A 13,972-nucleotide genomic window follows, 5' to 3' on the forward strand; every position below is an offset into this window, starting at 1 on the left:
AGGGCGAGATCGACGACATCGACAACCTCGGCAACCGCCGCGTGCGTTCGGTGGGCGAGCTGCTGGAAAACCAGTACCGCGTCGGCCTCCTGCGCATGGAACGCGCCGTCAAGGAACGCATGAGCAGTGTCGATATCGACACCGTCATGCCCAACGATCTGATCAACGCCAAGCCGGCGGTGGCTGCGGTGCGTGAATTCTTCGGCTCCAGCCAGCTGTCGCAGTTCATGGATCAAACCAACCCATTGAGCGAAGTCACCCACAAGCGCCGCGTTTCGGCACTTGGCCCGGGCGGTCTGACGCGTGAACGCGCCGGCTTTGAAGTGCGCGACGTTCACCCGACGCACTATGGCCGCATCTGCCCGATCGAGACGCCGGAAGGCCCGAACATCGGTCTGATCAACAGCCTCGCCACCTTCAGCCGCGTTAACAAATATGGCTTCATCGAAACGCCTTACCGCAAGGTGGATAATGGCAAGCTGACCGACGATGTGATCTATCTTTCCGCCATGGAAGAAGTTCGTCACACCATCGCGCAGGCCAATGCCGGCATCGATGCCAATGGTGCCTACGTCGAGGAGCTGATTTCGGCCCGCCGGGCCGGTGAATTCCTGATGGCCCCGGCAAGCACCATCACCTTGGCCGACGTCAGCCCCAAGCAGCTGGTTTCGGTTGCAGCATCGCTCATCCCGTTCCTGGAAAACGATGACGCCAACCGCGCGCTGATGGGTTCCAACATGCAGCGCCAGGCAGTGCCGCTGGTGAAGGCCGAAAGCCCGTTTGTGGGCACCGGCATGGAAGGCACTGTGGCCCGCGATTCCGGCGCTGCCATCTCTGCCAAGCGCACCGGCATCGTCGATCAGGTGGACGCCACCCGTATCGTGGTTCGCGCCACGCAAGACGTGGAGCCCGGCAAATCGGGTGTCGACATCTATTCGTTGATGAAGTTCCAGCGCTCCAACCAATCGACCTGCATCAACCAGCGGCCGCTGGTGACCGTGGGCGATCTGGTGCAGAAGGGCGACATCATCGCCGATGGTCCTTCGACCGAAGACGGTGAACTGGCGCTGGGCCGCAACGTGCTCGTCGCGTTCATGCCGTGGAACGGTTACAACTACGAAGATTCGATCCTGATCAACGAGAAGATCGTCAAGGAAGACGTGTTCACGTCGATCCACATCGATGAATTCGAAGTGATGGCCCGCGACACCAAGCTGGGCCCGGAAGACATCACCCGCGACATTCCCAATGTTGGTGAAGACGCCCTGGCCCGTCTCGACGAAGCCGGCATCGTCTATATCGGCGCCGAAGTGGAGCCGGGGGATATCCTTGTTGGCAAGATCACGCCCAAGGGCGAATCGCCGATGACGCCGGAAGAAAAGCTGTTGCGCGCGATCTTTGGTGAAAAGGCCAGCGATGTGCGTGACACGTCGCTGCGGCTGCCGCCCGGCGTGTCGGGTACGATTGTCGATGTGCGCATCTTCAACCGTCACGGCATCGACAAGGACGAACGTGCCCTGCAGATCGAGCGCGAGGAAATCGAGCGCCTCGAAAAGGACGCCACCGACGAACGCGCCATTCTTGACCGCGCCACTTATGCCCGTTTGCGCACCGCGCTGCTGGGCCAGGAAGTGGTGGCTGCGCCCAAGGGCGTGAAGAAGGGCGCCGCCATCGACGATGCCATGCTGGAAGAACAGCCGCGCCGCGAGTGGTGGAAGTTCGGCGTTGCAGACGATGTGACCCAGGGCAGCCTCGAAGCGTTGAAGGCGCAGTGGGATGAAGCCCACACCACCATCACTGCCAAGCTGGAAGACAAGAAGGGCAAGGTACAATCGGGCGACGAACTGCCGCCCGGCGTGCTGAAGATGGTCAAGGTGTTCGTCGCGGTGAAGCGCAAGCTGCAGCCGGGCGACAAGATGGCCGGTCGTCACGGCAACAAGGGCGTGATTTCACGCATTCTGCCGCAGGAAGACATGCCGTTCCTTGCCGATGGCACACCGGTCGACATCGTGCTGAATCCGTTGGGCGTGCCCAGCCGAATGAACGTCGGCCAGATCTTTGAAACCCATCTGGGCTGGGCCGCGCGCGGCCTGGGCAAGAAGATCGCTGCCATGCTCGAAAACATTCACATAACCATGGAGAGCGGCACAGCGGCTGAGATCCGCGAGCTGCTCAAGTCAATCTATGGCCCGCAGTACCTCCTCGACATCGCCGATCATGACGATGCCGCGGTGCTGGAACTGGCGCGCAACCTCGTGGGCGGCGTGCCGATGGCAACGCCGGTGTTCGATGGCGCCAAGGAAGCCGATGTGTCGAACATGCTGGCACTGGCCGGACTGGAAACGTCGGGGCAGGTCGAACTGTTCGACGGCCGCACCGGGGACGCTTTCGATCGCCGTGTGACCGTGGGCTATATCTACATGCTCAAGCTGCACCATCTGGTGGACGACAAGATCCACGCCCGTTCGATTGGTCCCTACAGCCTCGTCACCCAGCAGCCGCTGGGCGGCAAGGCCCAGTTTGGTGGGCAACGCTTCGGGGAAATGGAGTGCTGGGCACTGCAGGCTTACGGCGCGGCCTACACCTTGCAGGAAATGCTCACCGTCAAGTCCGATGACGTGGTGGGCCGCACCAAAGTGTATGAGGCCATCGTCAAGGGCGATGACACGTTTGAAGCCGGCATCCCCGAAAGCTTCAACGTGCTGGTCAAGGAAATGCGGTCGCTGGGCCTCAACGTCCAGCTGCAGAGCACCAAGGAGGCGGAATAACCGGCCCGACCGCCGGTTTTTCCCAGCCTACGCTCTGCTCACCCCCAGCCCCCGCCGCTCGCCGGCGGGGGAAACGGAGGAAAAAAGATGACGAATGAAGTGATGAATTTCTTCTCGCCGGCCGCCAAGCCCGAGACATTTGACCAGATCCAGATTGCGATCGCCAGCCCGGAACAGATCCGCAGCTGGTCGTTCGGCGAGATCAAGAAGCCGGAAACCATCAACTACCGCACGTTCAAGCCGGAACGTGATGGCTTGTTCTGCGCGCGCATCTTTGGCCCGATCAAGGATTACGAGTGCCTGTGCGGCAAGTACAAGCGCATGAAGTACAAAGGCATCGTCTGCGAAAAGTGCGGCGTCGAAGTGACCGTGTCCAAGGTTCGCCGTGAGCGCATGGGCCACATCGAACTGGCCGCGCCGGTAGCGCACATCTGGTTCCTGAAGTCGCTGCCCAGCCGCATCGGCATGCTGCTCGACATGCAGCTCAAGCAGCTGGAGCGCGTGCTGTATTTCGAACAGTATGTCGTGCTCGATCCGGGCATGACGCCGTTCAAGAAGTTCGATCTTCTCACCGAAGAAGAATTGATGACCGCCCAGGAAGAATATGGCGAGGACGCCTTCCAGGCCGGCATCGGTGCCGAAGCCATTCGCATCCTGCTGCAGGAGCTTGATCTTGAAGGCGAGATGGAGACGCTGCGCGAGGATTTGCGCACCACCAAATCGGAACTGAAGCCCAAGAAGATCATCAAGCGGATGAAGATCGTCGAAAGCTTCATCAATTCGGGCAACAAGCCCGAGTGGATGGTGTTGCAAGTGGTGCCGGTGATCCCGCCGGAACTGCGCCCGCTGGTGCCGCTGGACGGCGGCCGTTTCGCGACGTCGGATTTGAACGATCTTTATCGCCGCGTCATCAACCGCAACAACCGCCTGAAGCGTCTGATCGAACTGCGCGCGCCGGATATCATCGTGCGCAACGAAAAGCGCATGCTGCAGGAAGCCGTCGACGCCTTGTTCGACAACGGCCGCCGCGGCCGCACCATCACGGGTGCCAACAAGCGCCCGCTCAAGTCGTTGTCGGACATGCTGAAAGGCAAGCAGGGCCGTTTCCGCCAGAACCTGCTCGGCAAGCGCGTCGATTATTCGGGTCGGTCGGTGATCGTTACCGGCCCCGAACTCAAGCTGCACCAGTGCGGCCTGCCCAAAAAGATGGCGCTCGAACTGTTCAAGCCGTTCATCTACTCGCGTCTCGATGCCAAGGGTCTGTCCATGACCCTGAAGCAGGCCAAGAAGTGGGTTGAAAAGGAACGCAAGGAAGTCTGGGATATCCTCGACGAGGTGATCCGCGAGCATCCGGTGCTGCTCAACCGCGCGCCGACACTGCACCGTCTCGGCATCCAGGCCTTTGAGCCGGTGCTGATCGAAGGCAAGGCCATCCAGCTGCACCCGCTCGTATGTTCGGCCTTCAATGCCGATTTCGATGGCGATCAGATGGCCGTCCACGTGCCGCTGAGCCTCGAAGCCCAGCTGGAAGCCCGCGTGCTGATGATGTCGACCAACAACATCCTGTCCCCCGCCAACGGCAAGCCGATCATCGTGCCGTCGCAGGATATGGTGCTGGGTTTGTATTATCTGTCGATGGAATCCGAAAAGGAACCGGGCGAAGGCATGGCGTTTGGCACCATGTCCGAAGTGCACCAGGCGCTGTTCAACAAGAACGTGACGCTGCACACCAAGATCATCGCCCGCGTGCCGCAGACCGATGAAAACGGCCAGCCCTACATGAAGCGTGTGAACACCACGCCGGGCCGCCTGCTGCTGGGTGAAACGCTGCCCCAGAGCCACAAGGTGCCGTTTGAAACCATCAACCGCCTGCTGACCAAGAAGGAGATCGGCGACGTCATCGACACCGTCTATCGCCACACCGGCCAGAAGGAGACGGTGCTGTTTGCCGATGCCATCATGGCGCTGGGCTTCCGCCACGCGTTCCAGGCCGGCATCAGTTTCGGCAAGGACGACATGGTGATCCCCGCCGCCAAGGCCGTGCTGGTCGACAAGACCAAGGGCGAAGTGAAGGATTTCGAGCAGCAGTATCAGGACGGCCTGATCACGCAGGGCGAGAAGTACAACAAGGTCGTTGATGCCTGGGCGCGTTGCGGCGATCTGGTCGCCAACGAAATGATGAAGGAAATCAGCGCCAAGAAGAAACAGCCGGATGGCCGTGAGGCGCAGATCAACTCCATCTACATGATGGCCCACTCCGGTGCCCGCGGTAGCCAGGCGCAGATGAAGCAGCTTGCGGGCATGCGCGGCCTCATGGCCAAGCCGTCGGGCGAGATCATCGAAACGCCGATCATCTCGAACTTCAAGGAAGGCCTGACCGTGCTGGAGTATTTCAACTCCACCCACGGCGCTCGCAAGGGCTTGGCCGACACCGCGCTGAAGACCGCCAACTCGGGTTACCTGACCCGCCGCCTCGTCGACGTTTCGCAGGATTGCGTCGTTGTCGAAGAGGATTGCGGCACCCCGCGCGGCATGGTGATGAAAGCCATTGTCGAAGGCGGCAACACCATCGTCAGCCTGGGTGAGCGTATCCTTGGCCGCACCGTTCTGGTCGACATCGTCGATGCCAAGACCGGTGAGATCGTGGCCCCCGCCGGGTACCTGCTGAGCGAAGCCGACGTGACCCGCATCGAGACTGCAGCCGTGGCGGAAGTGAAGATCCGTTCGCCGCTGCTGTGCGAAACCAAGGGCGGCGTCTGTTCCACCTGTTACGGCCGCGACCTCGCGCGCGGCACGCCGGTGAACATGGGCGAAGCCGTCGGTGTTATTGCTGCGCAATCGATCGGCGAGCCGGGCACGCAGCTGACCATGCGCACATTCCACATCGGCGGCGCCGCGCAGGTGTCGGAACAGTCCACGCTCGACGCGCCGGTTGACGGCCTGATCGAGTTCCGCGGTGTGGTGACCATCACCGACAGCCGCGGCCGCAACGTGTCGATGGCGCGTAACGGCGAGCTGGTGCTGCGCGATTCCGAAGGTCGCGAACGCTCGATGCACCGCATTCCATACGGGGCACTGGTGACGCATCTCGAAGGCATCACGGTCAAGAAGGGCGATCGTCTGGCCGAGTGGGATCCGTACACCCTGCCGGTGATCACCGAAAAATCGGGCAAGGTGAAATACCAGGATCTGATCGAAGGCACGACCCTGAAGGAAGAGGTGGATGAAGCCACCGGCCTCGCCAACAAGGTCGTCACCGAATGGAAATCCAGCAACAAGAAGGATGATCTGCGTCCGCGCATCACCCTGCTTGACGACCAGTCGGGCGAATCTGCCCGTTACATGCTGGCCGTGGATGCCATTTTGTCGGTGGCTGAAGGCCAGGATGTTTCGGCCGGGGACGTGCTGGCGCGTATCCCGCGTGAAGCTGCCAAAACGCGCGACATCACCGGCGGTTTGCCGCGGGTGGCCGAACTGTTCGAAGCGCGCATTCCCAAGGACAATGCGGTTATCGCACGCATTGATGGCCGGGTGGAATTCGGCAAGGATTACAAGACGAAACGCCGCATCAATATCCGTCCGGAAGATGGTGGGGACGTCGCCGAGTATCTGGTGCCGAAGGGCAAGAACGTGGCCGTGCAGGAAGGCGATTTCGTGCGCCGGGGTGACTATCTGATCGATGGCAACCCCAACCCGCACGACATCCTCGAAGTGTTGGGCGTCGAGCCGCTGGCCGAATATCTGTGTGCGGAAATCCAGGAGGTCTATCGCCTGCAGGGTGTGCGCATCAACGACAAGCACATCGAAGTGATCGTGCGCCAGATGCTGCAGAAGGTGGAAATCACCGATAGCGGCGACACCACGCTGCTGGTGGGCGAACAGGTCGACCGCGAGGAAATGGACTCGGAAAACGCCAAGCTCGGCCAGGATGGCCGCGTTGCAGCCGGCAAGCCGGTGCTGCTAGGCATTACCAAGGCCTCGCTGCAAACCAAGTCGTTCGTGTCGGCCGCGTCGTTCCAGGAAACCACTCGCGTGCTCACCGAAGCTGCGGTGCAGGGCAAGATCGACACGCTGACGGGCCTGAAGGAAAACGTCATCGTTGGCCGTTTGATCCCGGCCGGCACCGGCGCCGGCATCGGCCGCCTGCGGGTTGCCGCTGCCAGCCGAGATGCGGTGCTGCGTTCGGTGCAGCAGGCCAGTGCCAAGGCGCTGGAGCAGACCGAAGGCTGATTGTCGTTCCGCCAACCGGCGGGTGAATGAAAAGGGGCGCGGCGGGCAACCGGCGCGCCCTTTTTCATTGTGGGCGTCAACTGCAAGCCGGCGAAATGACGGGGAAATATACGCGGTGCGCCGTCGATTTGACCGGCCCATCATTCAATGGTCGTAGGGGACTGACTGCACGACCACGCCGGCAGGACCTGTCATCTCGGCAATCTGGGAAGCACCCTTCGCGCGGCATCGCCCGTCCTGTGCAGCCTGAAATCAAATAGTAACTTGAACAGAACATTAAAATAACGTTTATTTTATGCAGTCGGGGCGATTCGGGACTCCATGGGGGGGTATCGACGTTCTCCGTCAAACGTACCGGCGCTCTGTGATCGGTGGCCGGCTTGTGAAGGGGAGATTTATCATGCGCAGTTATCTACTTCTGCTTGCAGGTGTGTTTGCGGCTTCGGCCTCGATGGCGCAGGCCGCCGTCGTTTCGCTCGATTTCACTGGCGTCGTTGATCCCAATCAGGGCAACAGCACTGCCGTAACCAACTATTACAATGGCGGCACAAGCGGCCACGGCACGAGCGGGGCCAACCTGGGGGTGGCCTTTTCAAGCAATGCCCTTGCCCTCAACAACTACAACGGCTGCTGCGAGCCCGATGCGCCAGGCAAGAAGGGCATCCTGTTCTTCCTGTCGGGCGGGGCCGTCACGCTGGATTACGCCGCTGGTTTCTCGAGCGGCTTCTCTTTCTATTACGCGTCCAATTCCAGCGCCTTCATCAACGTGTATGACGGGCTTGGCGGGACCGGCAACGTGCTTGCCACGCTGAGCCTGGTCACGCAGGCCAATCAGAACTGCCCGCCGAACGCGACCGGCTTTTATTGCAACTGGACCCCGATCGGCGTCAGCTTTGCCGGCGTGGCCAAGTCAATTGACTTCGGCGGCGGCGCCAACTTCGTCGCCTATGACAACATCACATTTGGCAGCGTAACACCCGGTGTCCCCGAGCCGGCCAGTTGGGCGATGTTGATCGCCGGCTTTGGCCTGGTCGGTGCCGCGCAGCGTCGCCGCACGAGTGCCGTTGCCGCCTGACCTGCGTACCTTTGCAGCGGACGACCCCGCCGGCACGCGGTGCCGGCGGGGTTTTTTCTGTGCGTGCTCGCGGGACCACAGCAACCATATTGGTCGCTGGCCTGCCGCGCCTTGGCCACATTGAGCTTATATATACGTACACAGCAAGGATTTTCACCGTGGCCACTGCCCTTCGTATGCCTGATGTTGTCGCTCCCGCTCCGGGGGCTCGCCGTCCGCTGCGCATCGCGCTGTTTTCGGGCAATTACAATTATGTGCGCGATGGCGCCAATCAGGCGTTAAACCGCTTGGTGGCGTTTCTTGAGCGGCAGGGCTGCACGGTGCGGGTGTATTCGCCCACCAGTGACACGCCGGCTTTCGAACCGGCTGGAACCCTGGTATCGGTGCCTAGCCTGTCGATCCCCGGTCGCGGTGAGTATCGCGTTTCACTGGGTTTGCCGAACCGGTTGAAGCGGGAAATCCGCGATTTCGCGCCCGACGTCATCCATCTTTCGGCACCTGATCCGGCCGGCCACGCTGCCAAGAAACTGGGGCGCGCAATGGGCGTGCCCGTGGTCGCGTCCATCCACACCCGCTTTGAAACCTATCTTGAATATTACGGCTTTGGCTTTGCCCGCCGCGCCATGGAGGTGGCGCTGGGGTGGTTTTATGCCGGGCTCGATGAAGTGTTCGTCACCACGCCGGGCTTTGGCCAGACGATGCGTGATGCGCGCATCATCAGCAGCGAGCCGGCGGTGTGGAGCCGAGGTGTCGACAAAACGCGGTTCAACCCGCAGCGCCGCTCGCCGGAATGGCGCTGGAGCGTGGGCATCGGTGATTCCGTACCGGTGATCGCCTTTGTCGGCCGGCTGGTGCTGGAAAAGGGTCTTGATGCCGTCGTCGCCGCAGTTGCCGAATTGCAGCGCCGCGGCGTGCCGCACCGGCTGGTGGTGGTGGGCGACGGGCCGGCGCGGGAACGATTTGCCGCGCAAGTACCGGATGCCATCTTCACCGGTTTTCTGGATGGGCTGGGCCTGGCCCGCGCCTATGCCAGTGTCGACATGCTGCTCAATCCGTCGACCACCGAGACGTTTGGCAACATCAACCTGGAAGCCATGGCCAGCGGCATCCCGGTGGTTGCCGCCCGCGCCAGCGGCAACGAATGCCTGGTCACCGATGGCGCTACCGGCGCGCTGGTCACGCCGGGTGATGTTGCCGGCTATGCCGATGCATTGCAGCTTTATTGCACCGATCCGCTGCTGCGTGCTGCCCATGGCAAGGCGGGGCTGGCGGCGGCGCAGGCTTTTGACTGGGATGCCATCAACGGCGCTGTTTTAAGCCGCTATCGCGAATTGATCGCAGCCAAGCACACGTAAAACAACCGGTATTTCTTTGTCGTCGGATGTTCTATCCGTGCGGCGATGATACGTGGAATTTGTTTTGCTGCCGCCGTGATGCTGGCGGCTCCGGTCGCTGCGCAATCGGCAGCGCTGTCGATCGATGCGCTGGCGGCCGAGGTTGTGGCCGGCAACACCGAGCGTCAGTTTCTGGCCCGCCAAATCAGCCTGGCGCAAACCGGGGTGGCCGCCGCCGGCCGGCTGGCCGATCCTGAAATCAGCGTGGAGTTTGGTGAACGCCGAACTTCAAATCCGCTCACCGGCGTGCGCCTCGGTGACGGCCCTGCCTTTGCCGTTTCGATCCTGCAGCCGATCGAATTCAATGGTCGCCTGCCCCTGCGCAAAGCCATCGCGCAGGGCAATGTCACGCTGGCGCGCATCGGGCTTGCCCAATTCGAAGCGACGCTGGCGGGGCGCGCCCGCACACTGGGATATCGGCTGTTTGCCGCCGATGCCCGCGCCGAAGCCGCCGCGCAGGTGGCGGGGCGCATGCGCAGCCTGGCCGCGGTGCTGGTGGCGCGAGACGCTGCCGGCCCGGCGCCGCGCCTTGAAGCCGCCGTGCTGGAAGCTGCTGCCATCACCGCCGAACGCACCGCCGCGGACGCCCAAGCGTCCTATAATGCGGCACTGTATGAACTGAACGGCCTGCGCGGCCAGCCCTTCCCCGCCAAAGTGCGCATCGTGCGCCCGCCTGCCGCGCCGCCGCCGCTGCCCGATGTGGCGGTACTGGCCGAGCAGGTGGAGGCCAATAATTTCGAGTTGCTGGCGCTGAAGGCGCAGCTTGAGCAGCAGGGTCTGGGCGTGCGCCTCGCCGAAAAGAGCCGCGCAGGCGCCATCAGCATCGGCCCGTTCATCAACCGTGACCGCGGCGACGTGCAGGACCAGGTGATCGGCATGCGCGCCACTACCAGCATACCGTTGTGGAACCGGCAGGAAGGCGACGTGGCCGTTGCGCAAAGCCGCGCTGCGCAAGGCGAGGCGGCGCTGATCGCGGCGCGGCGGCGCATATTGGCCGGGCTGTTTGCCGATGCCGCGGTCTATCGCGCCCGCAGCGAAGCGCTGGCCAAATGGCCGGCCGACGCGCCGCAGCGGTTTGCGGCGGCGGCGGCGGAAGCCGCTCGCGCCTGGCGGCTGGGCGGTGTGCCGCTGGCCACGTATATGCAGATGCAGACCGGCTGGCTCGATGCGCTGGCTGCCGTGCTCGATACACGAGCGGGGCTGTGGGAAGCGCGCGAGAATATTCGCACGCTGAGCGGCGGCGGCGCCCAGCCGTGATCGCGGCGTTGATTTCGGCGAGTGCGCGGGCCCGCGGCGGCGTGCTGATCGCCGCTCTTGTTGCTGTTGTAATTGGGCTTTACCACCTTTCTATCCTGCCCATCGATGCCATTCCCGATGTGACCGGTGTTCAGGTGCAGGTGAACATTGCCGTGCCCGGCCTTGCTGCCGAAGAAATCGAAACGCGGGTGACGGTGCCGGTCGAGCGCCTGATGGGCGGCCAGCCCGGCCTTTCGGGGTTCCGCTCGCTCACACGGTCGGGCCTGTCCCAGGTCACCCTGTTGTACGAAGACGGCACCGATGTGATGCGCGCGCGCCAGGTGGTGACGGAACGGTTGGCGGCGGCGCAGGCGCTGCTGCCGGCGGGTGCCGCGCCGCAGCTGGCGCCGATCACCACCGGGCTGGGCGAAATTCTGTATTATTCGCTGGAATGGGATCACCCGCCGCACGCGGAGCCGCATCATCCCGGCTTGGCGCCCGCCAGCGCGAGCGACGAGCACCTGATGGCGCTTGCCGAAACCCAGGAGTATGTCGTCGTGCCGATGCTGCGCCAGGTGTCGGGCGTTGCCGAGGTGAACAGCATCGGCGGACTGGAACGCCATTATGTGATCGAGCCTGATCTGGCCAAGCTCGCCGCCGCCGGGGTGACGCCTTCCGAACTGGCTGCCGCCGTGGCCGCTTATGCCGATAATGCCGGCGGCGGCACCATATCCCAAGGCACGCGCCGGCTGGTGGTGCGCACCGATGCCAAGGTGGTGAAGCCCGAAGCCATTGGCGGCTTGCCGGTGAAGTTTGCTGGCGGCGCGCGGCCGCTGATTGTGGCTGATCTGGCCACCGTGCGGGTGGGCCACATGCTGCGATCGGGTGCGGCCACGGTGAACGGCGAGGAAGCCGTGCTGGGCACCATCATGATGCTCACCGGCCAGAACAGCCGCGACGTGGCGCGCGCCGTGGATGCCTATCTGCCCGACGTGCAGGCCGCGCTGCCCCGGGGCATGGTGATCAAGGTGCGATATGACCGCGCCTATATCGTGGAGCGAACCGGCGCCACCGTGCGCACCAATCTGTCGGAAGGGGCGTTGCTGGTCGCGGTCGTGCTGATTTTGGTGCTGGGCCAGTGGCGCGCCGCGCTGATCGTGGCGGCGGTGATTCCGGTTGCTTTCCTGCTCGCCCGCATCGGCATGGTGCGGCTGGATATCAGCGGCAATCTGATGAGCCTTGGTGCGCTGGATTTCGGCCTCGTGGTCGACGGCGCCATTGTCGCGGTGGAAAATGCCCTGCGCCGGCTGGGCAGCGAACAGGCGCGGCTGGGCCGTGCGCTGGCGGAGGATGAGCGCCGGTCGATCATCGCTTCGGCAATGGGGCAGGTGGCGCGGCCGGTGGTTTTTGGCGTGGCGATCATCACGCTGGTTTACGTGCCAGTGCTGGCGCTGGGCGGCGTGGAAGGCAAATTGTTCCGGCCAATGGCGATCACCGTCATGCTGGCCTTGTCGGCGGCGCTGGTGGTGAGCGTGACATTGGTGCCGGCAATGGCATCGTACTGGCTGAAGGCCGGGGAAAGCCAGGCGCCGACGCGGCTGATGGCGGCGCTGGAGCGGGTGTATCGCCCAGTGCTCACGGTCACGCTGGCGCGCCCGGTGCTGGCCGTCGTGCCGGCGCTGCTGGTGATCGCGGCGGCCGGGCTGCTGTTTGGCCGGCTTGGCACGCAGTTCACGCCGCGGCTGGACGAAGGCTCGATCACGACCATGATCTACAAGCCGGTGGACATGAACCTCGAGCGCAGCCTTGCCATCGAGCTGGCGCTGGAGAAGGCGCTTTTGCAGAAATTCCCGCAGATTACCGCGGTTTTCTCGCGCATCGGCACTTCGGCAGTGGCGACCGATCCAATGCCGCCCGGCGAGAACGACCTTTATGTGAGCTACAAGCCATTGAGCGAATGGCCGACCAATGGCCCGCAGAGCAAGGCCGCGCTTTATGATGCCATCGAAGCTGAAGCCAGCCGCCAGTTTGCCGATCAGAGTTTCCTGCGCGGCCAACCGATCGAGATGAAATTCAACGAGATGCTGGAAGGCACCCGCGCCGATCTGTCGGTGAAGATCTTTGGCGACGACAATGACCGGCTGGAGCAACTGGGTGGCCGCGTGCTGGCGGTGCTGAAGCGGTTGCCGGGCACGGCGCAGGCCGAATATGAAGTGGATGGCCGCACCCCCAGCCTGGTAGTGAGGGTGGACAGCCAGGCGCTGGTGCGGCTCGGGTTGGGAGCCGATGAAGTGAACCGCGCCATCAGCACGGCGCTGGCCGGGCAGGAAGTGGGCGCGATCCTAGAAGGCATCCGCCGCCATGCCATCGTGGTGCGCCTGCCCGATGCGCGCCGCGCCGATCTTGATACGATTCGGGCGCTGCCACTGCGGGTGGGTCAGGCCGGTCTGGTGCCGCTGGGCCGGGTGGCGCGGCTGGAGGAAGTGATGGCAGTGGAGCCGGTGCGCCGCGACAACGGCCAGAAACGCGCTGCCCTATTGGTCAATTTGTCGGGCACGGATATCGAAGCCTATGTGGCGGGCGCCAAGGCCGAACTGGCGCAGGCAGTGCCGATGCCGGAAGGCTACCGCATCGAATATGGCGGCCAGTTCAAGCAGTTGCAGGAAGCCAAGGCGCGGCTGGCGCTGCTGGTGCCGGCGTGCCTGCTGCTCATTCTGGTGCTGGTTTATGGCGCCCTCGGTTCGTTTGCCCAGGCGCTGATCGTGTTTGCCGGCATTCCGCTGGCAGTGACCGGCGGGGTGTTTGCGCTGGCGATACGCGGCTTGCCGTTTTCGATTACGGCGGCGATCGGCTTCATCGCGCTGTCGGGCATCGCCATGCTCAACGGGCTGGTGATGGTGGATCACATCAATTATCTTCGCGGGGAAGGGCACGCGAAGGACGATGCGGTGCGCGAAGGCGCGCTGGACCGGCTGCGGCCCGTTATTTCCACCGCGCTGGTGGCCAGCATCGGTTTCCTGCCGATGGCGATCGCCACCGGAGCGGGGGCCGAAGTGCAGCGCCCGCTTGCCACGGTGGTAATCGGTGGGATCATTTCCTCCACCCTTCTCACGCTGTTGCTGCTGCCGGCGCTGTATCGGCGGCTGGTGAAGGGTTGAGTCTGCACGACGTGCGCCCTTGAGGAATCGCCGCCAAGCGCCTACATGATGTGGGCCGGCTTGCCGGATATGGCGATAAATGATGCCGTGTAATAGACGCAGCGGACCCGG

At 63.2% G+C, this 13,972-nt stretch carries 6 protein-coding genes; all 6 read left to right on the top strand.

All coding sequences use genetic code 11. The features are described 5' to 3' along the window. Window positions 1-2,768, top strand: a 2,768-nt coding sequence (gene rpoB, locus ACESL8_RS09090; protein WP_372918028.1) for a DNA-directed RNA polymerase subunit beta, incomplete at its 5' end; no start/stop codon positions are given. An 87-nt stretch (window positions 2,769-2,855) separates the two neighbouring features. Then, window positions 2,856-6,998, top strand: a complete 4,143-nt coding sequence (rpoC, locus tag ACESL8_RS09095; RefSeq protein ID WP_372918030.1) for a DNA-directed RNA polymerase subunit beta' — start codon at window positions 2,856-2,858, stop codon at window positions 6,996-6,998. Window positions 6,999-7,362: 364 nt separating this feature from the next. Further along, a complete protein-coding gene (locus ACESL8_RS09100; RefSeq protein WP_372918032.1) occupies window positions 7,363-8,073 on the top strand; it encodes a PEPxxWA-CTERM sorting domain-containing protein in 711 nt (236 codons plus the stop codon). A gap of 176 nt (window positions 8,074-8,249) precedes the next feature. After that, window positions 8,250-9,428: a glycosyltransferase family 4 protein gene (locus ACESL8_RS09105; protein WP_372918038.1), complete on the top strand. Its 1,179-nt coding sequence runs from the start codon at window positions 8,250-8,252 to the stop codon at window positions 9,426-9,428. Window positions 9,429-9,473: 45 nt separating this feature from the next. Continuing rightward, on the top strand, window positions 9,474-10,724 hold the full coding sequence (locus ACESL8_RS09110) for a TolC family protein (RefSeq protein WP_372918034.1): 1,251 nt from the start codon (window positions 9,474-9,476) through the stop codon (window positions 10,722-10,724). Continuing rightward, window positions 10,721-13,861, top strand: coding sequence for an efflux RND transporter permease subunit (locus ACESL8_RS09115; RefSeq protein ID WP_372918036.1), 3,141 nt, complete (start codon window positions 10,721-10,723; stop codon window positions 13,859-13,861). Before ACESL8_RS09110 ends, ACESL8_RS09115 begins: the two co-directional genes overlap by 4 nt. Window positions 13,862-13,972 lie beyond the last annotated feature (111 nt).

Source organism: Sandarakinorhabdus sp. (genome assembly GCF_041689835.1).
Lineage (GTDB): Bacteria > Pseudomonadota > Alphaproteobacteria > Sphingomonadales > Sphingomonadaceae > Sandarakinorhabdus.